The organism is Hymenobacter sp. UYCo722 (assembly GCF_040547115.1).
GTDB lineage: Bacteria > Bacteroidota > Bacteroidia > Cytophagales > Hymenobacteraceae > Hymenobacter.
In genome coordinates this window covers 260,625-286,057 of record NZ_JBEPPC010000006.1, presented here as the reverse complement: position 1 = coordinate 286,057, position 25,433 = coordinate 260,625, and the positions used below count along the sequence as shown (strand labels likewise).

Genomic DNA, 25,433 nt, shown 5'->3' with positions numbered 1-25,433 from the left:
TTAGTTACGCGGTAGAGATGCTTCGGCTGCGCGGACGCTAGATGAGCAGGACGTTACCCTTTTTTAGCAAGCAAAACAACGCTACTCCTTCACCACCCGCTGCACTTCGCTCAGCCCTTCGCCCTGCAACCGCACCAGGTAAGCACCCGGGGCCAGCGCCGCCGTGCGCCGCGCCAGCTCGGCCTGCACCTCGGCGGCCGTGCCGCGCAAGGCCAGCACCGGCTGCCCCAGCGCCGAGAGTACCTCCAGCGTCAACGGGCGCGCATCGGCACCCGCGATACGGATATTGAACGCGCCCGGCGCGGGGTTGGGGAATACCTGCAGGCGTGCCGGAACCGATTTCGGGGCCAAGGCCGCCGTTACCGTGCTCCGGAAATTCAGGCCGATGAGGATGGGGTCGTGGTCGGAGGAGCGAAACGGACTGTTCACATCAGTAGCCGCGCCGGCCACGTCGTACTCCAAAAATTCGGGCTCCGCGGCGTTGATGTGCCATTTTTCGACGGCCGCGTGGCTCGTCAGGTTGCCCGTGAGCACGGCGTGGTCGAGGCTCCCGCTCTGGCCGCTGAACAGGTAGGAAGCGCTGGCGGCCGGGCTGCCCACCACCAGGCCAGCGGCGCGCAGAATGTCCATTGGGTCTTCCTCGTAGTTGGCGTTGTAGTCGCCCACGCTCACCACGTAGCGGGTGCCGGCCGGTTTCACCACCGTGTTGATAAACTGCACGAGGCCGTCGGCCTGGCCCTTGCGACGCAGGTTGCTGGCTCCCTGGCCGTCGCCCTGGTCGGCATTGACGCCGCTGCCGCTGGCTTTCGACTTGAGGTGGTTCACAACCAGCGCGAACGTGTCGCGCGGGGCCGTGGCGCGGTTGGTGATGAAGAGCTGGGCCAGCGGCGGCCGCTCGAACACGCCCGGGGTGAGGGCAATCAGGGCCGGGCCGTAGGGCTTGAGCACTGCCGGCTTGTAGAGGATGACGCAGTGAATGAGGTCGGTGTTGTTGAATTGCCGGGTGGTGCCACCGTCGTCGATGAAAGCATAGGTGCCCGCGCCAAAGGTTTGGTTCAGGCCGTTCACCAAATCCTGCACGGCCGCCGTGCTGCCGGTGCCATCGTTTTCCACCTCCATCAGCCCCAGCACGTCGGCGTTCATTTGGGTGAGCGCAACCATAATTTTGCTGCGCTGCCGCTGGAAGTCGGCCAGCGTGAGGGCCCCGCGCGAGGTCGGAAAGCCGCCGCCCGCCCCGTCGCCGTTGAAGAAGTTGAGCACGTTCATGCTGGCGATTTTCACGTCCGTGGGCCCAAAGGTGGGTACCGGCGGGCGCACCGTGTTCACCAGCGGGGCATTGGCTCCAGGCAGGGGCTGCACGCGCCATTTGCTGTTGCCGTAGCCCAGCACCCCGCGCAGGCGGGCTACGGTGCTACCCACGCGCACGGTTTGGGTGGTGGCATCGAGGTAGGGAATGGGTGTGGGGTTGGTGGCGGCCCGGCCATCATCAAGCAGCAGCGATTTGTTCGCGTTGGCAACCTGGTAGGCCGTCACGGCGGCTACGTTGCTGGTGCCGGTGCTGCTGGTGCCGCTGGCCGGGTTGTCGTTGGGGTCCACGAACTGCGTGGGTTGGTACACTAGGCCGCGCAGCGAAATGGTGAGCTCGCCGCGCGACTTCACGGCCGCCACGTCGGCTACCGTCACGGCCCCGTTGAATTCGACCAGCATGCCTTCGAGCGGCTCGGCGTTGGCCATCGAAAAGCTCGCGTTATCAACAATGCTGAATGCGGGGAGCGGGCTGCTGGCCACCAGCACCGTAATGGCCGGATTGGTGAGCACGGCCTGATTAAACGAGGGCGTGCTGGCGGTTTCCTGCACCTCCCCGCTGATGCGCACGCGGTTGCCAACGGCCACAGTGGGTGCGGTTTGCACCACAAACAGCGCATCGGAAGTGGCCGGGTCGCCGTCGGCCGCCGCCGCGTCGTTCTGCACGTAGAAGCCGGCCGGACTCAGGCCCGCGTACACGCCGGTTACTACGCCCTCGATGGTGTAGCTGCCCGCCGTGGCCAGCGCGCCACTGCCCTGAATAGTGCCGATTGGCGTAATGGTTTGAGCCTGAACCGAAGCCAGGCCGACGGCCAGCAACGCGGGGAGCATGATGAAAAAGGAGCGGCGTAAAACCTGCGACATACAGCTGAAAAGCAAAACGAGCCCGATGCGGGACTGTAAATATAGCAGGCTTGCAGGGCGGTAGGTGAGCTTGGCGGACCAAAAAATCTCCGGTAAGTTCAACTATCGCCCCGCAGTGGACAACTTGCGCGCTATACTGGCGAGTGAGTACCAAGATTAAATGCCCCGCACCCTCTTTGCACCTGTCCCCGAGTTCGGGAAAATCAGCTTTCCCAGGGCCGCCGCTTGCGATATAGCGGCTACTTCCGCCACGAGCTGCGACAAGCCACGCGGCCTTTTGCCGCTAAGGGCGAGAGGTGAGTAAACTCCTGGCCCGGTAAAAAAAGCCGGGCTGCGCCAACTTCCGACTGAACTTTGCAGTTTAAGCCCGAACGCGACTGTTTCGACCCTGGCCCCTTGGGCTAAACGATTGGTTGATTTGTAGTTGTGTATAGTTTCTTAGTATAGTCGATGCCCCAGGCCACCCGTTCCATCTATTTCGAAAACAGCATCGGCCGCCTTTGGGAAGAACCCGAAGGCTACCTACGGCTGGAATACAAGCCCGGCCCGCGCGAAACAGTGCAGTTTCGCGCCATGCTCACGCACACGGCGCAGGCCCTGAGCCGCCACCACTGGTCAAACATCCTCGTCGACCAGCGCCAGATGACGCCCTTCAGCCCCACCGAGCAGACTTGGATGGCCGGCGAGTGGCTGCCCAAAGCCGTGCACGAGCACGGCTATCGCCGTGGCGCGGTGGTGGTAGCCCAGAACGTGTTTGCCCGTCTGGCCATGACGCAACTCGTGCTCAGCACCCGCGACCTGCCCCATACCTACCGCACGTTCGAGGACGAAAGCGCGGCCGTGGCATGGCTGGTAGGAATGAAAAACTGACTAGCCGCGCAAAAATAGCCGTAGCAGAAAAGGCGGTCATGCTTCGGCAAGCGGACGCCAGACGAAGCACGACGTTCTAAACTCAAAATTCTTAACTCCAAACTAACTCACACCTGCCCGGCCAGCAAGTCCTCGAACGTCTGGCGCTTGCGAATCAGGCGTAGCTCGCCCGACTCTTCGCGCAGCACTTCGGCCGGGCGCAGGCGCGAGTTGAAGCTGCTGCTCATCTCGAAGCCGTAGGCCCCGGTGTTGTGAAACGCCAGCAGGTCATTTTCGTGGATTTCGGGCAGCAGGCGGTCCCAGGCGAAGGTATCGGTCTCGCAGATGTTGCCCACCACGGTATACAGGCGCTCGGCCCCCGCGGGGTTGGTGAGGTTGCTGATGCGGTGGTAGCTCTCGTAGAACATGGGCCGGATGAGGTGGTTGAAGCCCGAATTCACGCCCGCGAACACCGTGGCGGTGGTTTGCTTCACCACGGCCACGCTCACCAGCAGCGAGCCGCTTTCGCTCACCAGGTACTTGCCCGGCTCGAACCAGCACTCCAGCGGCCGGCCGTACTCTTCCTCGAAAGCAGTAAATGCCGCCGCCACGCGCTGGCTCAGCACGGTTACGTCGGTTTCGGTTTCATCGGGCCGGTACGGTACTTTAAAGCCCGAGCCCAGGTCCAGAAACTCCAGGTCGGGGAAGCGCCCGGCCGCGTCGAACAGCACGGCCAGCCCGCGCAGAAACACTTCCACATCCTTAATCTCGGAGCCCGTGTGCATGTGCAGGCCGCGCACGTGCAGGCCGGTGCTCTTCACCACGCGCTCGAGGTGGCGCAGCTGGTGAATGCTGATGCCGAATTTCGAGTCGATGTGCCCGGTCTGAATCTTGTAGTTGCCGCCCGCCTCGATGTGGGGGTTCAGGCGCACGCACACCGGGTACGAGCCGCCATAGGTGGCTCCGAAGCGCTCGAGCAGCGAAATATTGTCGATGTTGAGGTTGACGCCCAGGTTTTTGGCCTCGGTTACCTCGGCAAACGTCACGCCGTTGGGCGTGAACAAAATATTCTGGGGCAGGAAGCCGGCGTGCAGGCCCAGCTTCACTTCGTTGATGCTCACGCAGTCGAGGCCCGCGCCCAGGCTCAGGATGTGGCGCAGGATGGCCACGTTGCTCAGAGCCTTGCAGGCGTAAAAAAACCGCGTGGGGCGCAGCGAGAAGGCATTCTCCAGCTTGCGGTACTGGCGCGTGATGGTGGCGGCGTCGTAAACGTATAAAGGAGTGCCGAACTGTTCGGCCGCGGCGCGCAGCGCCTCGTTGATTTCTGACATAATTACAAAAGTAAGTCCGGCCCTCTGGTAGCGCCTTATCGTATCCGGCAAATGGCGACCCCCAACCCCCAAGGACACTGCTGAAGCCGCTGAAAGCATCAGGGCAGGTTCATTTTTTGTTTACACAATCTCTCCGGTCCGCTGGTGTGCCACCGCCACCTTAGGCCCGTTATATTTCTATTTTACATGTCTAATCCTGCTCTCCTTGAGGTCTGGCTGCGCGGCCCCATATCGGGTGTGCCGGCCCTGCTCCAGCCCGTAGCCCACGCCCTGCTGCAGGCCCGCGAAGAGCTGGCCGCCGCCCTGGCCGACTTTCGGGCCGCTCGGCTCAACGAGCGGCCAGCTGGCGTGGCCTCGGTGGGGTTCCACCTCCAGCACCTGGCCGGCGTGCTCGACCGCACCTTTACTTACGCCCGAGGCGAGGCCCTCAACCCCGCACAGCTAGCCGCGCTGGCTGAAGAATCCCAACCGCTGGCCCTTGATGAGGAAACGCTGGCGCAGTTGCAGCAGCGTTTTGCTCAGCAGGTCGACCGCGCCCTGGCCCAGCTGCGCGGCACCGATTCGGCCGTCCTCACCGAGCGGCGCGGCGTGGGCCGGGCGCAGGTGCCATCCACGGTTATTGGCCTGCTGGTGCATGCGGCTGAGCACACCACCCGCCACCTGGGCCAGCTGCTGGTAACGGCGCAGTGGCTAAAATCAATGAACAATGAATAGTGAGCACGTCAGGCTGAGCGCAGTCGAAGCATCACTACCGCAGAAGTAAATAATTACTCTTCGTGGTAGAGATGCTTCGACTGCGCTCAGCCTGACGTGCTACATAATGCGCCGCTACCGCGAGCCAGCTCCGGCGGCAACCCGCGGTTTGGCACGGTCGTACTGCGCGGGCCATTCAATTTCCACGCCCAAATCCCGGGCCGCGAAGAGTGGGAAATATGGCTCGCGCAGGAACTCGCGGGCCAGCAGCACGAGGTCGGCCTGGCCGTTGGCCAGAATGGCTTCCGCCTCGGCCGGGGTGGTGATGAGGCCGACCGCGCCCGTCAGGATTTCCGCCTCCTGGCGGATGCGCTCGGCAAATTGCACCTGGTAGCCGGGGCCGACGGGAATGGGGGCTTTGGGTACGTTGCCGCCGGTCGAGCAGTCAATCAAGTCCACGCCGCGCGTTTTGAGCAGGGCCGCCAGCTGCACCGATTCGTCGGCGTTCCAGCCACCCTCGGTCCAGTCGGTGGCCGAAAGGCGCACGATGAGCGGCAGGTCCTCGGGCCAAACCTCGCGGGTGGCTGCCACCACCTCCAGTAGCAGGCGCACGCGGTTTTCGAACGGGCCGCCGTACGCGTCGCTGCGCTGGTTACTGAGCGGCGACAGGAACTCGTGCAGCAAGTAGCCGTGGGCCGCGTGCAGCTCAATCACCTGAAAGCCGGCCGCCAGTGCCCGCTGCGCCGCCGCCCGAAAATCGGCGATGACTTTCTGAATACCGGCCGCGTCGAGGGCTTCGGGCTGCGGGTAATTATCGGCAAAAGCTTCGGCGCTGGGGCCAACTACCGGCCAACCACCGTCGTCTTCGGGTACGGTGCCGTTGCCCGACCACGGCCGGTAAGTGCTGGCTTTGCGGCCGGCGTGGGCCAGCTGCACACCGGGCACGGAGCCCTGCGCAACGATGAATTCGTTGATGCGCCGCAGCATGGGCACCTGCTCGTCCTTCCAGATTCCGAGGTCTTCGGGACTGATGCGGCCTTCGGGCGACACGGCCGTGGCTTCCTGCAGGATGAGGCCCGCGCCGCCCACGGCCCGGCTGCCGAGGTGCACGAGGTGCCAGTCGTTGGCAAAGCCGTCCTGGGCGCTGTACTGGCACATGGGCGATACGACAATGCGATTTTTGAGGGTGACACCGCGCAGGGTGAGGGGTTCAAATAGCTTAACCATGAAATTGCTGAGGGAGAATGCGAAGCTGAGTAAACCGGGTTTTGGGCGTTTGGGTTGTAAATGGCAGTTGGCTGGTGCTCATCCGGAACGTCATGCAGTGCGCAGCGCAGCATGACGTTCCGGATGAGCACCAGCCAAAGCCCCGTAAAATTTGCTTTTTCCGAATCCTCCCTTACCTTGCAGATGCAAACCCCCCGCACCATGCTCCAGACGCGTTACTACTTTGGCTTTTATTACTTCTACGCCGCCGCGTAGAACGAGCCGCCGTTTGTAGCTAACCCGCAAACTTCTCCAGCGCCGCTCGTTCTTCGGGAGGCGCTTTTTTAATGCCCGTTTCAACTCAGATGCCCACGCTGCACCACGTCTTTTTTACCTACTGCTATTACTGCTTCTATCCGAAGTAGCCGGCCCTGTGTTGCCCGTGTTAACCACCACACGCTCGCCAACAACCCAGGGCCCCGCACCGCGGAGGCCCTTTTTTATTGACTGATTTGAAGGGAATAAGAAATTAGGAAGAAATACAGCCAAGCACCAAGCACCAAGCACCAACAAGCCATGCCCAGCCACGTTTCCATCCAAGGTTTCCAGGGGAGTTTCCACGAAGTAGCGGCCCGCCGCTTCTTTGGGGCGCAGCCGGAATTGCTGCCCTGCGCCACCTTCGGCGCGGTGGTGGCGCACGTGGTGAACGGCACGGCCCAGGCCGGCCTGATGGCCATGGAAAACTCGCTGGCCGGCAGCATCCTGCCCAACTACCTGCTGCTGGAACGCCACCCGGTGCAGGTAACCGGCGAGGTGTACCTGCCCATTCATCAGCACCTGCTGGCCCTACCCGGCACCACGCTGGCTGATGTGCGGGCCGTGCACTCGCACCCCATGGCCCTGCGCCAGTGCGGCGAGTTCCTCGACCGCCACCCGCACTGGAAGCTGGTGGAAACCGCGGACACCGGCCACAGCGCCCAGCTGCTGGCCGAGCAGCGCACCCCCGGCGTGGCCGTGGTGGCCGGCGCGCAGGCCGCCGAGCAGTTTGGCCTGCAAATCCTGGCCCACGCCATCCACGATGACCCGCACAACTACACCCGCTTCCTGGTGCTGGAGCGCGCCGCCGAGGTGCAGCCCGACCCGCTGGCCGACAAGGCCTCGCTCTACTTCTGCGCGCCGCACGCGCCCGGCAGCCTGGCTACCGTGCTGGCCCGCGTAGCCGGCCACGGCCTCAACCTGAGCAAGCTGCAGTCAGGACCCCGGCCGGGGCAACCCTGGCACTACGGTTTCCACGCCGACGTGGAGTTTGCGGCGCTGGCGCAGCTGGAAGCGCTATTGCTGAATTTGGCCCCGGTGACCGACGAGCTGCGGGTGCTGGGCACCTACCGGCGCGGCAGCATGGCCGAGGCGATGGGCGAGGGCGTTGAGGCAGACCTGTTGTGGCGAGCAAAACAGAGTGGAGCGCGGCAATCCGTCCTGTAAATGCGACCAGCCTGATGAAGTGATAAAATCTGATTTACTAAGTTAATCTCTATCCCAAGACATGGCTCATTTTAAGAAGAGAGCTTATCACAATAGAAAACTAGTCGCATCGAGAGAAAGGATTGCCGCGTTTCGCTGCGCTCCACTCGCAATGACAGACGAAAACGCCGCCCCATGAACATTTCCATTGCCAGCCGCTTAGCCCACACCGGCGAATACTACTTCTCGCGCAAGCTGCGCGAGCTGGCCGTCCTGAACGCGGCCGGGGCCAACATCATCAGCCTGGGCATCGGCAGCCCCGATTTGCCGCCGCATGCCAGCGTGATTGCCGCCCTTTCGCAGTCGGCGGCGCAGCCCAACGCCCACGGCTACCAGGGTTACCAGGGTACGCCGGCGTTGCGCGGGGCCATGGCCGAGTTCTACCAGCGGCACTACGGCGTGTTGCTGGACCCAGCCACCGAAATTCTGCCGCTGCTGGGCTCGAAAGAGGGGCTGATGCACATTGGCATGACGTATCTGGAAGCTGGCGACGCCGTGCTCATTCCCAACCCCGGCTACCCGACTTACCGGGCCGTGGCCGAAATATGTGGGGCTGAAGTGCGCGAGTACGACCTGACCGAAGCCAACGGCTGGCTGCCCGACCTCGACGCGCTGGCCGCTACTGACCTCTCGCGGGTGAAGCTGATGCTGGTGAACTACCCGCACATGCCCACCGGCACGGCCGTTGGTTTGTCCTTCCTCACCGAATTAGTAGAATTTGCCACAGCGCACGACATCCTGCTGGTGCACGACAACCCCTACGGCTTCATCCTGAACGAAACCCCGCCCGTGAGCCTGCTGGCCGTGCCCGGGGCCCGCGAAGTAGCCGTCGAGCTGAATTCGCTCAGCAAGTCGCATAACCTGGCGGGCTGGCGCGTGGGCCTGCTGGCCGGCCGCGCCGATATTATCGCCAACGTCCTGCGCTTCAAAAGCAACATGGATTCGGGCATGTTCCTGCCGGTGCAGCAGGCCGCCGTGGCCGCCCTTGCGCTGGGCGACGACTGGTTCGCCGACCTAAACGCCACCTACCGCGCCCGCCGCGCGCTGGTGCTGGAGCTGCTGCAAGCCCTGGGCTGCACGCCCGCCCCGGGCCAGGTCGGCTTGTTTATCTGGGCAGCGGTGCCGGCCGGCGTCGCCGACGGCTTCGCCTTGAGCGACGCCGTGCTGGCCGAGGCGCGGGTGTTTCTCACGCCGGGCGGCATTTTCGGTAGCAATGGGCTTGGCTACATCCGGGCCAGCCTGTGCCAGCCAGAAGCGCTGCTGCGCGAGGCGCTGGCGCGGGTGCGGGAGTGGCAGGACGTGAAAAAGGAACGTCATGCTGAGCGCAGCCGAAGCATCTCTACCGCGTAAGTAATCCGGTTTACCACTGCGGTAAAGCTGCTTCGGCTGCGCTGCTCAGCATGACGGGCAATAATTCAATCCTCAACCCAAAAAAAACGCAATCCTTCACCATGACCGTCACCATCATCGGCCTGGGCCTTATCGGCGGCTCGCTGGCGCTGAGCCTGCGGCAGCACGGCCTGGCGCAGCACCTCATCGGCGTGGAAAACAGCCCGGACCACGCCCGCCGCGCTTTGGAGCTGGGCCTGGTCGATGAAATTGAAACCGACCTGGCGGCCGCCGTGCGCCGGGCCGACCTCATCGTCGTGGCCGTGCCCGTGGATGCGATGGTGGCCGTGCTGCCGCCGGTACTCGACCTCGTGACGGCTCGGCAGGTGGTTATCGACGTGGGCTCAACCAAGCAGGCGTTGCTGGCGGCCGTAGCCGGGCACCCGCGCCGGGGACGCTTCGTGGCGGCGCACCCCATGGCTGGTACCGAGCATTCGGGGCCGGAAGCCGCCTTGTCGGGCTTGTTTGACGGGAAGACGGTGGTGCTTTGCGACACCGAGCGCAGCGACGCCGATGCCCTGCAGCAAGTGGAGCAGTTATTTCAGGCGCTGCCCATGCGGCTGCTGTATCTTAACGGGGCCGACCACGACGTGCACACGGCCTATGTGTCGCACATCTCGCACATCACCTCGTTTGCCCTGGCCCTCACGGTGCTGGAAAAGGAAAAGGAGGAGCAGCGCATCTTCGATTTGGCCAGCGGCGGTTTTGAATCGACGGTGCGGCTGGCCAAAAGCGCGCCGGCGACCTGGGTGCCCATTTTCCGCCAGAACCGGCTGAACGTGCTCGACGTGCTCGACGAGCATCTGCACCAGCTGCAAGTGCTGCGCGGGCTGCTGGCCAGTGAAGACTACGATGGGCTGACCGAGCAGATTCGGCAGGCCAACCACATTCGCAAGATTTTGCCGTGAATGGTACCGGCTGTCATCCTGAGCTTGCGAAGGACCTTGTCACTGCTGAACAATTAGCAGTAATTCAATCGGCCCAGGCGTGATAAGGTCCTTCGCAGGCTCAGGATGACAGACGAAATCAATAGCAACCAAAAATTAACTAAAAAACCCCAACCAATACCATGAAATCCGCCCTATTCAACCGCCAGCCCGACGACAAGCCCTACCTCATTTCCGGGCCGTGTTCGGCCGAAACCGAGGAGCAGGTGCTCGAGACCTGCCAGCGCCTGGCCGCTACCGGCAAGGTGCAGGCCCTGCGAGCCGGCATCTGGAAACCCCGCACCAAGCCCGGCGGCTTCGAGGGCATCGGCACCAAAGGGCTGCCCTGGCTCAAGAAAGCCAGCGAGCTTACCGGCCTGCCCGTGGCCGTGGAAGTAGCCACCGCCAAGCACGTCGAGGACTGCCTGGCCTTCGGCGTGGATATTCTGTGGGTGGGAGCGCGCACCACCGGGAACCCGTTTTCGGTGCAGGAAATTGCCAACGTGCTGCGCGGCGTGGATGTGCCGGTGCTCGTCAAAAACCCCATTCACCCCGAGCTGGAGCTGTGGGTAGGGGCCGTGGAGCGCCTGCAAAAGGCCGGTTTGAAGCAGGTGGGCCTCATTCACCGGGGCTTTTCGAGCTACGGCAACACCGATTTCCGCAATGCGCCGATGTGGCACCTGCCCATCGAGATGAAGCGCCGCATGCCCGAGCTGCCCCTCCTCTGCGACCCCAGCCACATTTGTGGCCGCCGCGATACGCTGGCCGGCGTGGCCCAGCAGGCTCTCAACCTGGGTTTCGAGGGCAACATGATTGAAAGCCACATCGACCCCGACAACGCCTGGAGCGACGCCAAGCAGCAAATCACGCCCGAGGTGCTGGGCGACCTCATCGAAAACCTGGTGTGGCGCCACGAAACCACCAACGCGCAGGAGTTCCTCTCGGCCCTGACCGGCCTGCGCGAGCAAATCAACCAGCTCGACGCCGAGATGATGCAGCTGCTGGGCCGCCGCATGGCCGTGGCCGAGAAAATCGGCCAGTACAAGCGCGACAATGACATCACCATCCTCCAAACCAACCGCTGGAATGAGGTGCTGGAGCGCGCCCAGCGCCAGGGCTCCTCCGTTGGCCTCACCCAGGAATTTGTGGAACAGTACCTGGCAGCGGTACATTTGGAATCCATCAACCGCCAGAATAAGGTGATGGAAGGATAGTAACTCGGTTTTGTGCCGATTTTATACTTTGAGTACATAAAAAAACACCCATTGCGTACTGCAATGGGTGTTTTTTTATGCTACAGGGTCGGGGACTTTGCCTAGCGGTGCGCGGCCGGGGACAGGGGAGCTACTTTGGCAACTCGCTCGTTCAGGGCCAGCACGGCGGCGGAGTTCTGGCCCTGCTTCGTGACGACAAGCATTACTTTGCCGCTTTCGGCCCCAAACACTTGCTGCGCCGCTTTTTCGTCCAGCACGTTCATGTAGGCAATAGTTTTGGGGCTGAGCTTGTCCACGGTCGCCTTGTCGGTGCGCACCCCGTCGAGGTAATATACCGGAGGCGATACCGAAGTAGCGAGCGGGGCCACTGAAGTGGCGGCGGCCGGGTTTGGCGTGGCCGCCAAGCCCAGGGTCAGGCTCAGCACGAGCAGGTGGGCTGCGGAATTAATGTGGATTTTTGACATGCCAATGAGGTTTTTGAGGGTTGGAAATGGAAATGCAAAAGGAAGTGATGGAGATAAATCAAAAAGAGGCTGGCAGGATTTGGCAAAGGCACACGGCGGCTCGGGAGACAGACCCGCGCCGCCTCCAACCAATCTTTCTCCCGGAGCCTGTGGGCCGGAAAATGTAAGCTGCGCTATTTTACGGAGCTGCTGTACGAGTCTGAAATGAACTGCCCGGCCGCATCAAACAGGAGGTAGCCCGGCCGGCGGCCCAGCACAATCTGGGCCTGGTAGCGGGTGGGGCCGCCGTCGGGGGCGGGCACGGCCGCTACGCCCAACAGCCGGGCCCCCGGGTAGTGCTGCGTGATGTAGGCCAGCGCCGGGGCCGCCAGGTAGGGCCCGCTGGCAACCGCCGGGGCCGGGGTGGCGGTGGGCGCGGTGGGCTTCTCTACGCCCGCGCCCACCCGCTCGTTAAAAGCGCGTACGTCGGCATCGTTTTGTTTGGCGCTGGTCGTCACCACAACGACTGCTTCGTTTGCTCCGGTCCCGAACCGCCGGCGGGCCTCCTCACCCTTGAACATGCTAATATTGGCGATATTCTCAGGCCCGATATCATTAATGTCACCCGAATAGCGCTGGCCATCGAGGTACACCACGGGAGTGGGTCGGCCGTAGTGGTAGTAGCTGTTGCCAAGGCTGGACGCGCGCGGGGTGGGCTCAGCAGCCATTGCGGCGGGCGCGGGTGCCACCAGGTTGGGCCCGGCTACCGGCTGCTCAGCGCTATTGAAGTAGAGCTTGCGTTTCTCGCCGTTGCGGGTCGTAACGCTGGCGTAGTACTGCACGTGCGGCGCTTTGCCCGAGGCGTGGTCGGCCACGAAATAGCTGCTAATGCTGCTGCCCGGGTAGGTTTTGGCGATGTACGCCTGAATTCCATCCGGCAGCTGGGGAGTGGCCGGGCCCACGGCCGAGGCAGTTGCGGTGGGTATTGCGGGGGCTTTGGCGGTAGGCACCAAGTTATTGGCCGAAGCTGCCGGGGTTGCGGCCGCCGCCGCCGGCCCCATTGGCCCGCCGCTCTGCGCCCGTGCCCCCGAAATGCCCAGGGCGACGGCCAGTACCAGTGGCCCGGCCACAAAATAGCGGGCCAGCTGCCCAGATGAAGAAAGCGGCGTATTCATCATGACAACGCGGTTTTTGAGGGTTGGAAAGGTGAAATGGGAGACGAGGGAGGGGCCGGCCGGCGCGTGGCTCAGGCGCAGCAGGCTGTACTGGTAGGCGCGCCGGTCGAGGCCGGCTTCGAGCACGGCCGCGTCGGCCAGAAATTCGAGGTTTTCGAGCAAGGCGCGGCGCAGCAGCCAGGCGGCGGGGTTGCACCAGGCGGCAGCCAGCGCCAGCTGGGCCAGCAGCACGTCCAGCGTGTGCCACTGGCGCACATGCACCCGCTCGTGGCGCAGCACGGCGGCCAGCTCGGGGCCGGGGTGTTGGTCGGGGTTGAGGTAGATGCTGCGCCCGAAGGAGAACGGGCTGATTTCGCCCGCCAGCACCCGCACCGTATGCCCTTGCACAAGGGCCGGGCGCGAGCGCCACCGCAGCCGCGCCAGCGCCAGCAGCTGCAGGAGCAGCCGGACCAGCACGACGGCCGCGCCCACCGCGTACAAGGCCACTCCCACGGCGGCCCAGTCAACGGCCGGCGCGCTGAGCACCGTTGTTGTTATGGGTGCCTCCGCGCTTCCCACCACAGGAAAAAATACGGCGGGAGTGGCCTCGGCCGGCAGCAGCGCCGGTACCGGCAGGGCCGGATACAGGGCTGCAAACAGCAGCGCCAGCACCAGATAGGCCCGGTTCAGGGTGAAGAACGTGAGCCGGCGCAGCAGCCCAAAGTAGGCCGCCGCTACCAGCAGCAGCGCCCCGTTGGCCTTTAGCAAATACAGCAGAATCGTGGTCGAAGCGGCCATGGCTATTCCGGCTTTTTGCTTTCGATAAGCCGGATAATCTCCTGCAAATCGGCTGCGCTTATTTTCTCCTCCTGGGCAAAAAACGACACCAAGTCCTTGTAGGAGTTCTGGAAGTGGTGCTGCACCAGCGTGCCCAGCGAGCGGCGCTGGTAGTCGTCGGCCGTTACCACGGGCACGAAGCGGTAGGAGTTGCCCAGCTTTTCGGCCCGCACGTAGCCCTTGCGCTCGAGGTTGCGCAGGGTGCTGGCCAGGGTGGTGTAGGGGGGGGGCGGCGCGGTCAGCGCGTCGAGTACATCCTTCACAAAGCCGCCGGCGGGCAGCGGCCAGAGCACGCGCAGGGCATCTTCTTCGGGTTGGGTGAGGCGTTCCATCAGGGACAGCTATTTATTATTACGATGATGTCGTAAATCTACGAACATTTCGTAATTATAACCCGACAAGCCGAGAAAAAATGCTCTGAAAAATGAAAAACCCCATTTCCACGCTGAAAATGGGGTTTTAATCACAAAAAAATTTGGTGTCGGGCCGGCAGCAGCAGGTTAAACAACCGGCGCATCGGCCGGGTGGGCGTGCAGCCACTGCATAGCCGAGCCCTCATCGCCAAAAAACGACACGGCGAATGGCTGGCCGTCGTAGTACTCGGCCGACACGTAGCCGGGCTGGCTCAGGATGGCTTCGTGGAGCGTTGGCCCCACCAGGTAGGCCACGTAGAGGCGGCCGCCCAGGCGTTGGGCCATGTTGGGGAAAAAGTTCTGGAGCAGCCAGCGGGTGGTATCGGGGTCGTTGAGGGTGCGGCGGCGAATATCCTGGAGCCAGAAGCGACAGCCATGCGCCACGGCCATTTCCTGCACCTGTTGGTACACGCCCGGCAGCTCGTGGGGCTGGGGCTGATAGCCCCAGCGACCCACCAGAACGTGGAGGTCGGGGCGGTAAGCGAGTTGGAGTAGGGGCGAAGGAGCGTCAGAAACCATACAGGCAAGGTAAGCAACGAAAGGGCATCCACGGGATTTTGCCGGCCGCTGCATGGCCCGGTTAGTGGGCCGCCGGCACTTCGGTTAGCGCCGGGCTCAGGTCGGCGGGTGGGTATTTCTTCAGCGAATAATACGCCAGCCCCCCGCTGGCCAGGGCCAGTACCGCGCCCATCAGGAAAGGCGCGCCGGGGAATTGCACCGGGGCTTTCGGGCCCGTGAAATAGCCGAACAGGCCCGTCATCAGCAGCGGGCCCACCACGCCGGTGGCGCTCACCAGGCTGGTAATGGCCCCTTGCAGCTCGCCCTGCTCGTTGGCCGGCACCTGCCCCGAAATGGTGCCCTGCAACGCCGGCCCGGCAATGCCGCCCAGGCAGTAGGGGGCCAGAAAAGCTAGCATCAGCCAGCCCCGGCTGGCAAAGGCGAACAGCACCAGGCCCACCGCGTAGCACAGCAGCCCGATGACGATGGCCCGGGCCGCGCCCAGCTTCGGAATGGCCACCCGCACCAGCCCACCCTGCACCAGGGCCGAAAACAGCCCCACCACGGCCAGCGAAATCCCCACCATGCCCTCCGTCCAGCTGAATTTGAGCATGGTATAGAACGTCCAGACCGACTGCACCGCCGAGCCCGCCAGGTAAATGAGCACCAGCGCCGCCACCAGCCCCAGCACCGTGGGGTAGCGGCCCAGCCGCAGCAGCGAGGCCACCGGATTGGCCCGGCGCCACTCGAAGGGCCGGCGCATGGTGGGCGGCAGCGACTCGGGCAGTACCAGCAGCCCGTACAGGAAGTTGCACAGGCTGAGCCCCGCCGCCACCATAAATGGCACCCGCGACCCGAAGTGCGCCAGCAGCCCGCCCACCGCCGGCCCGATGATGAAGCCCAGCCCAAAGGCCACGCCCACCAGCCCGAAGTTCTGGGCCCGCTTCTCGGGGGTGCTGATGTCGGCAATGTAGGCCGTGGCCGTGGTGAAGCTGGCCCCGGTGATGCCCGCCAGCACCCGGCCCACAAACAGCCAGGCCAGCGTGGGTGCGAAGCTCAGAAAGATGTAGTCGAGCCCCAGCCCGAGCAGCGCGGCCAGCAGCACCGGCCGCCGACCCAGCTTATCGCTGAGCCCGCCCATCACGGGCGCGAAGCAGAACTGCGCCGCCGCGTAGGCAAACGTGAGCCAGCCCGAGTATATCGACGCCCGGCTCAGCCCCTCGCCCGTGAGCTGCTGAATCAGCTTAGGCACCACCGGAATGATGATGCCCAACCCAATCACATCAATGAGAATGGTAATGAAAATAAAGCCCAGTGCGGGCGAGCGTTTATCGGACATAAGCGGATGGCAAAAAGCGCCGGCTAGTGGCCGGGCCGCAAAGGTCCGCAGAAATCAGGGCAGGAGGGGAATGAGGAAAAGAATGTTATGCAGAGCGCCGCGAAGCATCTCGCTCGCGCAACGCAATTCAATCGACAGGATTACTTGCTGCGGGCAAGATGCTACGCGGCGCTCAACATAATGGTCTACTTCTTCACCTCTTATGCCTCACCCCCTGCCAGGGCGGCGAGCGGCAGCGGCCCGGTGGCATCCACGAGGCGCTGCTGGGCACTCAGGCCCACGTCGAGCAGGTCCTGCATCAGGCCCTTGCCGGCGGCCTCGGGCGAGTACGTGTCGGTGGTGGTGCTCACCACCAGCACGGGGTATTCGGGGAGGGCTACCAGCGTAGCGCGCCGGTCAATCTCGGGCGGAAACACCGGGGCCACTAGAATCAGGCGGTCGTAGGGCCGGCCGTTGCTGGCCAGCCAGCGGCAGGCGGCCGCCGCGCCGTGGCCGTAGCCCAGCACGGTCATGGGCGTATCGGGCGGGCAGGCAGCCAGCACGCGGGCCGTCAGGGCATCAAGGTAAGCAGCCAGGTCGGTGAGGTCGGGCAGCAGGGTTTCGGCCGCAAACCAGGCGGCATCGGTGCGCGGGGCCTCGTCGATGATGCCGTCGGCGTTGGCATCCTGGGGCTGGTCGTAGCGGCTCAGCGCCTCGGGCAGCAGCAGCAGGCGCTCGGGCGTATCGAGGTTTTGCAGGTGGGCCGCTAGCTCAGCCAACGGCTGGCCATGGCCATGCAGGCATACCCACACGTGGGAGATGGTTGGGCCGGCCTCGCCGAGGCTAAGGTAGCGGGCCGTGCGGGAAGTGGTGAAATGGAGCGGCAGCATAGGCAAAATGGGCGCGGGGCGGAAATTAGCAGGAATAAAATGCTATACGCAGCCTTACCCGCTCGCGCCGCCAGTACCGGCAGATTAGCCGGCTCCGTCGGCCCGCAGCCATTCGACGGCCGTGTTTTCTTCGATAAACCGGTCGCCGATAAAAGGCTTGCCTTCAAAGTACGAAACAGGTGGAAAAGCCGAGTCGGCGTCCGAGTCGCGCAGGTACATCGGAGCCAGCAGGTACGCCAGCCGGCTGCGACCGCCCAGCGCGGGCTCCAGGCGCGGCAGCAGGCTGCTCACCATCCATTGCGCGCCCAGCTGGTGGGTGTTGAAGCGGCGGCGCACATCAATCAGCCAGCGGCGGCCGGCCCCGGCCTGCGCGGCGGCCAGCATTTGTTCGTAGCCAGCCTGCAACTCGGGCAAGTCAACCGGCCGGAGCCAGCGGGCTACCAGCACGTCCAAATCGGCCCGGTAGCTAATCTCCAAAAAATCTTCAACCCGAACAGGGTTCATGCGCAGTGCTCTGAAATAGAAACCATAAAGGTAGCGCGGGCCGGTTGGGTTGCCGCCGGTGCAAGCTAGTTAGCCGTCATGTTCACCGGCTTCAACAACCCGGCTGCCGTCGGCGTGTTCAAAAAAAACGGCTCAGCAAAGTAAAAAAGCCACACCAGGCCTTGTTTCGGTAAAAACTTCGCGTACCTTTGCAGCACCAAAACAGTGCGGGGTGGAGCAGTTGGTAGCTCGTTGGGCTCATAACCCAAAGGTCACTGGTTCGAGTCCAGTCCCCGCTACCTAAAAGGCCGTTTGCAATGCGCAAACGGCCTTTTCTTTTTTTAATTGGTCTGGGAGCGGTTCGCGACTGCCATGCGGAACGGCTTATATTCGAACCTGCCCTTACCGCACCTCGGCCTGCTTGCTGGCCGAACGGCCAAACTTCGTGGGGAAATACACCAGCTCGGCCCGGGCCGGGTTGACGGTGTAGCGGCCCCGGAAGCGGGGCTGGAGCGCGATGCGGAACTCGTGGTGGCCGATGGGCAGCTGGTCGAGAAAGATACCGGTTTGGTGGCGCAGGTACTCACGGTGGGTTTCGAGGTAGTTGGGCGCGGCTGGCTCGCCGTAGGAGCAGCCGGCCGGAATGGGCACTTCGAGCAGCACGTAGCGGGCTTCGGCGCGCACGTCTACCGTCACCACCAGCTCAGCGGGCTGGCCGGCGCGCAGCACTACACGGGTGCCGGTTTGGCCGGCCAGGGCCGTGCGTACCGTGAACGCGCCGGCCACCGGGGCGGGGGCGGGGCTCCAGCGCGTTTGGTAGGCGGTGGCGTATACGGGCAGCAGGCCTTGCTTGTGCAGTATAATAGAACCGGCCGTAGCGGCTACTTTGGCCGTGAAGGGAAATTCGCTGACCGTTTGGCTAAGGCCGCCGCTGAGTTGAGCCCGGGCGAAAGTAGCCGGCTTGCCGTCGGCGAACAGGTCGGGGCCGATGGTTTCGAGCACCTGGGCAGCTTCGAAGGTGCTGGTCCAGTGGCCGCCCTCGCGCAGGTTGAGCAGGCCCATGCGCAGGCGGGCCAGCTCGGCCGCGTGGCCGGGCGCGGCGCGCAGCACCCGGTAGGCCAGCAGCGTCGAGCCCACCCGGCCCCGCAGCAGGTAGCCGTAGTAGGTGGAGGCGTGCAGCGTGTCGCCATAAAACACGCCGCCGAGCTGGGTGCGCAGGCGGTAGCGGCGCAGCGTATCGAGCTGGTAGGGCAGGCCCAGCTGCTGGCGCAGGGCCGTGAGGGCGAGGTAACGGTCGAGGGGCTGGCGGCCGGTCTGGAGGCGGTCGAAGCGGGTGAGGTAGGTGCGGTAGTCGGTGGGCGCACCCAAGCGGTGCAGCAGGCTAAGGAGGCGGATGAGGTCGTCGGCCGATTGGTAGTAGCCGCGGTAGTAGGCCGGGTGCTGGCGGCGTAGGGCGGCTACCGTGGCGGCCTCGCTCAGCTGGGCATCGAGCTCGCGCAGCAGAAACGCCTGCACCGGGGCGCGGTCGAGCTTCAGCGTATAGCCGGCTTTTTCGGCATCGAGCAGGGCTTCCAGGACGTGCGAAGTGGCCCAGGGACTCACCGGCGAATTGGGCCAGGTGCCCCACAGGCCCTCGGGCTGGTGGCGGCCCGCGAGCAGCTTGCGAATGAGGAAATTCACCGCCCGGTCGCCCCGGAAGGGCTGAGCCTGCACGGCCCGGATGCGCCGCTCCAGCAGCAAGGCCTTCAGCTTGGAGGCGGCCTGCTCGTTGCAGAGGTAGGCGTAGCGTTGCAGGTGCTCGATTTCGGAGAGCAGCAGCGGCAGCGCGTCGCTTTCGAGGCGCACGGTGGCCTCGCCCAAAGCCGGGTCGATGACGAGCTGCACGGTGGTGTCGGCGGCCGCGAGGGTGGCGAAGGTGCCCACCGTTTCGCGCGTGCCGGCCGGCAGCACGGCCAGGGTGCGCTGCTCGCCGTCCTGGTAGCCGTTGGGCTGAGCCAGGGCAAAGCTCAGCGTCACCGAATCGGGTACGGCCGAAGCAGGAGCGGTAAAAGTGAGCGTATCGACGGCTACGGAGCTGACCAGGCGGTTCTGAGTGCCCAGTACTTGCCCGCCGGCCCGGAAGGTGGTGGCTACGCGGGCCGTGTCGAAGCCGTAGTTCAGGCTTTTGCCCAGCAGCTGGGTGCGGTCGCCGGCCACCAGGAAGCGGGGCGTGGCCAGCTCGGCCCGCAGCTGCTTGAAGGCGCGCAGGCGGCCGGTGGCCTGGCCCAGGCGGCCGTGGTCGTCGGAGGCCAGCACGAAGCTGTCCCAGCTGGTTACGTCGTCGGGCAGCACCACGTCGGTGCGGGCCTGGCCGCGGGCATCGGTGAGGAGCAGGGGCCGCCACCAGGCGTAGTCGCGGAAATGGCGGCGCATGGCCAGGCGCGGGTCCTGGCCGGGACCGTCGGCGGGGGCCACTTTTCTGGTCTTGATGATGAGTACGCCGTTGGCCGCCGCCGCGCCGTAGAGGCTGGTGGCCTGGGCTCCTTTTATTGTATTGACGCTGGCAATGATGGCCGGGTCGAGGTCGGTGAACTGGCCGTTGAAAGGCAGGCCATCGAGGATAATCAGGGCTTGGCCGTCGCCGGTGCTGGAGCGCGTGCCCCGCAGCATAACCCGGGCTTTCGAATCAGGCGAGGCATCCTGAATTTGTAACCCCGCCACTTTGCCTTGCAGGGAATTGACCGTAATGGACGAGACGGAATAGCCGACAGAAGCGCTTCGGCGCTCGATGCCCAACCCCGTCACCACCACCTCATTCAGCTGCTTTACGTCAACCGTCAGCTTCACCGTGAGCTCGCTCAGCCAGCCCAGCGCAATTTCCCGAGTTGTGTAGCCGATGCTGCTGATAGCCAGCGTGCTGTAGCCGTCGGGCGGTACCTGCAGCACAAAGCTGCCGTCGGCGCTGGTCGACACGCCCAGGGTGGTGCCTTTCAGCAGGACGGTTACGCCGGGCAGGCCTTCCTCGCTGCCGGCATCGAGCACCTGGCCGCGCACGGTACGCCAGCCGGGCTGTGGGCTGGTCGGGGTTTCAACCCGTATTACGCGGCGCTGCTCCAGGCCTTCTATCGGGGTGCCGCGCTTGGGGCGCAGCCGCCACAGCTGTTGGTTGAGGCGGTGGCTCAGTGGGCCGGCCGGCACCCGGTCGGCGCGTTGCAGTTGGTAGTAGGTGTCTGGCCGTTGGGTCGGATGAGGACGTCCTCGGCCGGAGCCAGGGCGGCGCTGTCGGCCAGCAGCACGGCCACGCGGTAGCGGCCGGCGGGCAGGGCGTGCAGCGTCATCGTGCCATAGTAGCGCATCAGGCGCAGGAATTTGGGCTGGTCGGGGCGGGTGAGGCGCACGTAGCGCGGCACCAGCGGCTCAGGGTCGGTGGGTGTGGCGTTGGCGGGCCGGGCGGGGAAGCGCAGTTCCAGCCGGCCCTGCCCGGCGGGCGTGGTGTGCGGGGCCTCAAAAACGGTGCTGAGGTAATCGGGAATGGTGGGGCCCAGCCACTGCGGCTGGCGGCGAAAATCAGCCTCGGTGTAGGCAAACCCCTTCAGCGGCAGCCAGCCCGGCCCGGCCGTGCCGCCCAGCGTGCCCAGCAGGTTGACATCGAAGGACTGCATCTTGAGCAGCTGCGGCCCGAAGGAATATTTGTAAAGCGGCTCGAACAGAAACTTGCGCCGCAGCCCCAACGGGTCGCGCAGCAGCACCGAATCGGGCCGAAAAGGCCCAGCCAGCCGGCCCGCGTACGCCCGGCCCCCGAGCGACCGCAGCAGCCGGCCCTGCCGCAGGGTGGGTGCGCTCAGGCCGGTTTCGTCCACCACTACCAGCGTGCGCTGCAAAGCCAGTAGCTCGTCGGGGGCCAGCTGGGGCTCCACTTTTTGCACGCTCAATTCCAGGCAGGGGTGGTGGTTGATGTCGATGCTGAGCGTGAGCTTGTGCAGGGGGCGCAGGTACACGCCATCGAGGCGCACGAGGCGGGTGGCGGTGCGCACGCTGATGTTGTGCAGGCCGCTGTCGGCCACCACGGAGTAGGGGTCGTTGCTGTTGACTTCGTGAATGTAGCCGGGCTGCCCGTCGATGTACACTGCCACCGGCGGCTGCACCCGGCCCGAATCAACTACGAACACTGCCACCTGCGTGATGCCGCCCGGCGCGGGCCGGTACTCGTGGAAAAACCCATCATCCGGGTACAGAAAGCGGTAAAACGTGAGCGAGTCGAGGCCCAGCACATTCCGCCAGCGCGGCCAGTCCAACGGCTGGCGGGTGGGCTGGTGGCTGAAGTCGGAGGCCAGCCCGAAGCGGCGCAGCGAGCGCCGGCCCACTACCGGCCGCCCCGGCCGCAGCACCGGCAGCGCGGGCGCGGTGGCCTGCTCGAACTTGCTGGTGTAGGCGTAGCTCGTGAGGTCGGCGTTGGGCACGGGGCGGCCGCGCTCATCCGTCACGGCAAAGCCCAGACTAATTTTCTGGCCCGGGTAGGCCACGGCAGGCTGCCGGGTTTCGATGCGCAGCTGCGGGGCGGGCAGGGCCACGGTGTATTCGGCGGTGCGCAGCTGGCCGCCCCACCAGTAGTGCAGCGAGGCGTACCACGGCGCGGCTCCGGCCTGGGGCACGGCCAGGCGCAGGGCGGGGCCGTAGCCGCGGTAGCGCAGGCGGTTGCCCTGGTACACGTAGTACCAGAAGGCCAGCCGGCGCGGGTTGTCCACGGCCAGCACCAGCGAGTCGGCGGGCCGGTTGGAGAGCAGGCTCAGGCCGGCGTTTTCGGCATCGAGGTCGAGGCTCCCCGCGCGGTCCTGGTCGTCGCGCAGCTCATAATAATCGGCCTGCGCCTGCACCGGTACCGCGCACGGCAGCTGCACCGGCCCCCGAAACAGCCAGGCGCTGCCCACCTTGCGGTTAGTCGAAATGTGGAGCGTGGCCGCGTGCGGCTGCGACTGCCCGAGGTGCTGGTAGGTGAGATATACCGAGTCGCCGCGCAGCTCCAGGCGCAGCTGGCCGGGGTCGTGGCGCAGGGGCACCACGGTACTTTCGGTGCGGCGCTCGTTGTCGGAGGTGAGCAGCGTGGCCTGCACCCGGTAGCTGAAATCGACGTCGGGCAGGGCGGTGGCGGGCACGTCGAGGCGGGTTTCGCCCAGCACGTCGAGGGGCTGGCGGCGGGTCCAGAGCGTGTCGGGAATAAACACCTGGCGGCTCGGCAGCGCGCCAGGCGCGCCGGCCGGCGTCAGGCTCAGCTGCACGCGGGCGTCGAGCAGGTTGAGGTCGTTGGCATCGGTGCCGCGCACGTACACGGCCTGGGGCTGGCCCACGTGCTGGGTTTTTTCGGCCACGCGCAGGGCGTAGTGGCTGTTTTTCAGCTCGTAGTCTTCGAGCTTGAACTGGCCGCTGGCCCGCACCTGGCCCCGCCGGTCCTTCAGCCGGAAGCCCACGTAGGTATCGGCGCGCAGGCCCAGCGTATCGGTCAGGGGCAGGGCGAACAGGTAGCTGCCGGGGCGGCTGGCGCGCAGCAGGGCCACGCGCTTGCCCTCGGGGTGCTGGTAGTCGCCGCCCAGCCACAGGGTGAGCGGCTGGCGGTAGGGCCGGCCGTTTCGGCGGGCGAGCACGCGGGCTTTCAGGCGCAGGGTGTCGCCGGTGGGGCGGTAGCGGGGCTGGCTGGTGGCCACGTAGCTGGCCCAGCGGCCGGGCCGGGTGTCGGAGTCATGAGTGTTATTGTCCGGATGGCGGCGCTCCCGGCGCTCTTCGCGCACGTCTTCGTTGAACACCGAGCGCAGCAAACCTACCAGGCCCGTCGATACCTCGGAGGCGTGGCGCAGGTCGAGCACCAGCTGCCGCGTCGGCCGCGTGAGGTAGCCTAGCGGAAAGCCGAACACCACGCGCCCGTAGGCCCGCCGCAGCCACGACCCGCCGGTCCGCTGGCGATAACGCCGTCGGCCGTCCGGAAACGTCTGGTTCAGCGGGTGGAAGGTGGTGCGGCCGGCCTGCGTCACGGCCACCAGGCCGGTCCGGCCGCCGCCGGCCTGGCGGTAGCTTTGGGTGGCGGCATCGAAGGGCAGGGGCCGGCCGGCCAGCGCCACCTGCGCATCGGGCAGCGGCCGGCCCAGCGAGTCGCGCACCACCAGCGTGAGGTCCACCTGGTTGTCGAGGACGGCCACTTCGCGGTCGGTTTCGGCGCGCAGCTCGTACACCAGCTGCGGGCCTTCGGTGTGGGCTTCGAGGTAGTAGCCGGGCGGCAACGGCTGGCGCAGGGGCTTGTCGGTGGCGAAGGAATCGACTACCAGCGTGAAGAAATCGGCCCGCGCCGCGCCCAGGCCGTGCTCGTAGAGTTGGCGGGTTTGGGCTTCGCTTATTAGGAATACTTTGGTGAGGTAGCTCTGCTGGCGGGCCTCGGCCACCCGGTGCTGGGCGCGGGCGGGGAGGAGCAGGCCGAAAAGGAGCAGGGCAAGAAGTAGAAAAGGGCGCATAGGGAGTCGGATTTGACTTCCTGATGCTTGGGAGACCCAGAATGCACACGCCCCTTTTTCAGCCTCCGGCTTTCTGGTCGGCACTTAGCCGGACAGAACCATGCCGTTGCGCGCACCCGAACAGGGCCACGCCGAACGGATTTTCTGCGCACCGGCCGGGTTCACACGGCAGTTTTGGCAGGGCCTGCAGCGCGGCCCACCACGGCAAACAGCGGGTCAGAGCGGCCGGGCGCGGGGCTGCGGTCGAGCAGCTCGATGGCCTGCCAGCCACCGGCGGCCAGGAGGTATTGGCGCACCAGGGCCAGGTGGCCGCGGTCGTCGAGGGCGTGCCAGGCGGCCACGGCCTTGCTGGGGAAGCAGCGGTTGGAAAAGGTGATGACCAGGGGCGCGCCGGGCTGCAGCACACGAGCCAGCTCGCGCAGCACCGCCACGGGCTGGGTCAGGTAATCAACAGACACGCAGATGGCGGCCCCGTCAAATTCCTGGTCCTGAAAAGGCAGGGTGGGCTGCGCGTTCAGGTCCTGCACCACGTGGGCGCTGAGGCGCGGATTGGCGCGCAGCTCGGCCGCGTTCATGCCCAGGCCCACCACCCGGCGGTAGGCGATTTCGGGCGGCAGGTGGCTCACCCAACTGCTCATCAAATCCAGTAGCTGGGTGTTGGGGCTGAAATAGTCGCGGTAGAGCTGGGTTACGGCCGCAATGGCCGCGTCGTCGAGATGCGTGACGAAGCGCGGGTGGTGGTAAAACTCGGCATCGGGCGTTTCGTCTTGGCGGTGGAAGGCGCTGGTGGGGAAGGGATTGTTGGGGTCCATGAGGCGTTACTACGCAGGCCGTCCCGGTTGGTGGGGGCCACTGCTGCGCAGCGGAATTTATGGTCGCGGCCGGCGCGAGATGTAGACCACTGCCGGGCGGCCCATCGTGGGGTTGATGGCCTGACCGGTGGAGGTATCGAAGCGGAGGCCGGAGGCGGCTACGTACAGCCGCTGTTGCGCATCGAGGTACAGGCCTTTGAGGTAATGGCCGGCGGGCAGGCGCAGTTTTGTTTGACTGGCTGCGTCTGTGCGCAGCAGGTCGGATGCCACTACCAGACGGCTCGTGGAATTGGCGATGGGCAGGGTGTTTTCCTGGGTACTGTACGTGACGCCAGCAGTTTCTACCCGGCCAAAAGGCTGGCTGAGATTGTGATATTTTTCGTAGCCACGGGGCACCACATTAATGTACGACCACGTTTTGCCGAGGTCAGTGGTGAAATAATCGGCGAAAGACGCCGTCTTTTGGCCCTGGGAATCGATGTAGTAGTTACTGAGGGCGAAAATTGTATCGTTGCGCGACAACAGGCCATAAGTAGCACCGTAGAAATTCTTTCGTTCCTGCCAGGTTTTGCCTTGGTCAGAAGTCGAGAAAATGTGCGCTTTGGTTGAAACCAACAAGGTTTTATCAATGTCGCCCCAAATAGAATACGCTTCATCGCCCGAAAAAACGGTTTTTATTTCCAGCTTTATCCAGTCCGGGTCTTCGATTTCGCGGGGCGTTATATCGGAGTCTTTTTTTTGACAGGCCACCGCGAGTAGCCCGGCGGCCAGAAACATAAAAGGACGTCTCATAATTGGAAAGCCTGGGGAA

The 25,433-nt window shown here is 64.8% G+C and carries 20 protein-coding genes and 1 tRNA gene; 7 read left to right on the top strand and 14 right to left on the bottom strand.

Annotated elements, in window-relative coordinates; translation table 11 throughout:
• Window positions 1-81: 81 nt before the first annotated feature.
• Window positions 82-2,169 carry an ExeM/NucH family extracellular endonuclease gene (locus ABIB44_RS15510; protein WP_354585564.1) on the bottom strand — a complete coding sequence of 696 codons (2,088 nt, stop codon included), beginning with the start codon at window positions 2,167-2,169 and terminating at the stop codon, window positions 82-84.
• A 450-nt stretch (window positions 2,170-2,619) separates the two neighbouring features.
• Between ABIB44_RS15510 and ABIB44_RS15505 the strand changes: the two genes are divergently transcribed.
• Window positions 2,620-3,039: an STAS/SEC14 domain-containing protein gene (locus ABIB44_RS15505; RefSeq protein WP_354585563.1), complete on the top strand. Its 420-nt coding sequence runs from the start codon at window positions 2,620-2,622 to the stop codon at window positions 3,037-3,039.
• A 107-nt stretch (window positions 3,040-3,146) separates the two neighbouring features.
• Here the strand turns inward: ABIB44_RS15505 and lysA are convergent, their stop codons facing one another.
• Window positions 3,147-4,349: a diaminopimelate decarboxylase gene (lysA, locus tag ABIB44_RS15500; RefSeq protein ID WP_354585562.1), complete on the bottom strand. Its 1,203-nt coding sequence runs from the start codon at window positions 4,347-4,349 to the stop codon at window positions 3,147-3,149.
• 186 nt (window positions 4,350-4,535) lie between these two features.
• Between lysA and ABIB44_RS15495 the strand changes: the two genes are divergently transcribed.
• A complete protein-coding gene (locus ABIB44_RS15495; protein WP_354585561.1) occupies window positions 4,536-5,063 on the top strand; it encodes a DinB family protein in 528 nt (175 codons plus the stop codon).
• 114 nt (window positions 5,064-5,177) lie between these two features.
• Here ABIB44_RS15495 and ABIB44_RS15490 read toward each other — a convergent pair whose 3' ends face one another.
• A complete protein-coding gene (locus ABIB44_RS15490; RefSeq protein WP_354585560.1) occupies window positions 5,178-6,269 on the bottom strand; it encodes an NADH:flavin oxidoreductase/NADH oxidase in 1,092 nt (363 codons plus the stop codon).
• Between the two features lie 555 nt (window positions 6,270-6,824).
• Here ABIB44_RS15490 and ABIB44_RS15485 point away from each other — a divergent pair.
• From ABIB44_RS15485 to ABIB44_RS15470, 4 genes are all read left to right on the top strand, one after another.
• Window positions 6,825-7,730 carry a prephenate dehydratase gene (locus tag ABIB44_RS15485; protein ID WP_354585559.1) on the top strand — a complete coding sequence of 302 codons (906 nt, stop codon included), beginning with the start codon at window positions 6,825-6,827 and terminating at the stop codon, window positions 7,728-7,730.
• Window positions 7,731-7,904: 174 nt separating this feature from the next.
• Window positions 7,905-9,119: a pyridoxal phosphate-dependent aminotransferase gene (locus ABIB44_RS15480; protein ID WP_354585558.1), complete on the top strand. Its 1,215-nt coding sequence runs from the start codon at window positions 7,905-7,907 to the stop codon at window positions 9,117-9,119.
• A gap of 101 nt (window positions 9,120-9,220) precedes the next feature.
• Window positions 9,221-10,066 (top strand): prephenate dehydrogenase, encoded by an 846-nt coding sequence (locus tag ABIB44_RS15475; protein ID WP_354585557.1) that lies wholly within the window; start codon window positions 9,221-9,223, stop codon window positions 10,064-10,066.
• Window positions 10,067-10,227: 161 nt separating this feature from the next.
• Window positions 10,228-11,298: a chorismate mutase gene (locus ABIB44_RS15470; RefSeq protein ID WP_354585556.1), complete on the top strand. Its 1,071-nt coding sequence runs from the start codon at window positions 10,228-10,230 to the stop codon at window positions 11,296-11,298.
• A gap of 101 nt (window positions 11,299-11,399) precedes the next feature.
• Here the strand turns inward: ABIB44_RS15470 and ABIB44_RS15465 are convergent, their stop codons facing one another.
• From ABIB44_RS15465 to ABIB44_RS15435, 7 genes are all read right to left on the bottom strand, one after another.
• Window positions 11,400-11,762 (bottom strand): hypothetical protein, encoded by a 363-nt coding sequence (locus tag ABIB44_RS15465; protein WP_354585555.1) that lies wholly within the window; start codon window positions 11,760-11,762, stop codon window positions 11,400-11,402.
• Between the two features lie 173 nt (window positions 11,763-11,935).
• Window positions 11,936-13,693, bottom strand: a complete 1,758-nt coding sequence (locus tag ABIB44_RS15460; RefSeq protein ID WP_354585554.1) for a M56 family metallopeptidase — start codon at window positions 13,691-13,693, stop codon at window positions 11,936-11,938.
• 2 nt (window positions 13,694-13,695) lie between these two features.
• Entirely contained in the window at window positions 13,696-14,064 is a 369-nt protein-coding gene (locus ABIB44_RS15455; protein WP_354585553.1) for a BlaI/MecI/CopY family transcriptional regulator, read from the bottom strand.
• Window positions 14,065-14,232: 168 nt separating this feature from the next.
• Entirely contained in the window at window positions 14,233-14,664 is a 432-nt protein-coding gene (locus ABIB44_RS15450) for a hypothetical protein (RefSeq protein WP_354585552.1), read from the bottom strand.
• Window positions 14,665-14,725: 61 nt separating this feature from the next.
• Window positions 14,726-15,982, bottom strand: coding sequence for a TCR/Tet family MFS transporter (locus tag ABIB44_RS15445; RefSeq protein ID WP_354585551.1), 1,257 nt, complete (start codon window positions 15,980-15,982; stop codon window positions 14,726-14,728).
• A 200-nt stretch (window positions 15,983-16,182) separates the two neighbouring features.
• Window positions 16,183-16,851 (bottom strand): alpha/beta hydrolase, encoded by a 669-nt coding sequence (locus ABIB44_RS15440; RefSeq protein WP_354585550.1) that lies wholly within the window; start codon window positions 16,849-16,851, stop codon window positions 16,183-16,185.
• An 84-nt stretch (window positions 16,852-16,935) separates the two neighbouring features.
• Window positions 16,936-17,355 carry a hypothetical protein gene (locus tag ABIB44_RS15435; RefSeq protein WP_354585549.1) on the bottom strand — a complete coding sequence of 140 codons (420 nt, stop codon included), beginning with the start codon at window positions 17,353-17,355 and terminating at the stop codon, window positions 16,936-16,938.
• A 205-nt stretch (window positions 17,356-17,560) separates the two neighbouring features.
• On the opposite strand from ABIB44_RS15435, the gene ABIB44_RS15430 reads away from it, so the two are divergent.
• Window positions 17,561-17,633, top strand: a tRNA-Met gene (locus ABIB44_RS15430).
• Window positions 17,634-17,736: 103 nt separating this feature from the next.
• Here ABIB44_RS15430 and ABIB44_RS15425 read toward each other — a convergent pair.
• The 4 genes from ABIB44_RS15425 to ABIB44_RS15410 form a co-directional block, all read right to left on the bottom strand.
• Window positions 17,737-20,511, bottom strand: a complete 2,775-nt coding sequence (locus ABIB44_RS15425) for a carboxypeptidase-like regulatory domain-containing protein (RefSeq protein WP_354585548.1) — start codon at window positions 20,509-20,511, stop codon at window positions 17,737-17,739.
• Window positions 20,493-23,810 carry a hypothetical protein gene (locus tag ABIB44_RS15420; protein WP_354585547.1) on the bottom strand — a complete coding sequence of 1,106 codons (3,318 nt, stop codon included), beginning with the start codon at window positions 23,808-23,810 and terminating at the stop codon, window positions 20,493-20,495. The genes ABIB44_RS15425 and ABIB44_RS15420 overlap by 19 nt, the downstream gene beginning before the upstream one ends.
• A 161-nt stretch (window positions 23,811-23,971) precedes the next feature.
• On the bottom strand, window positions 23,972-24,622 hold the full coding sequence (locus ABIB44_RS15415; RefSeq protein WP_354585546.1) for a class I SAM-dependent methyltransferase: 651 nt from the start codon (window positions 24,620-24,622) through the stop codon (window positions 23,972-23,974).
• Between the two features lie 57 nt (window positions 24,623-24,679).
• The gene (locus tag ABIB44_RS15410; protein ID WP_354585545.1) at window positions 24,680-25,414 is read right to left on the bottom strand and encodes a hypothetical protein; all 735 of its coding nucleotides are present in this window, start codon (window positions 25,412-25,414) and stop codon (window positions 24,680-24,682) included.
• Window positions 25,415-25,433 lie beyond the last annotated feature (19 nt).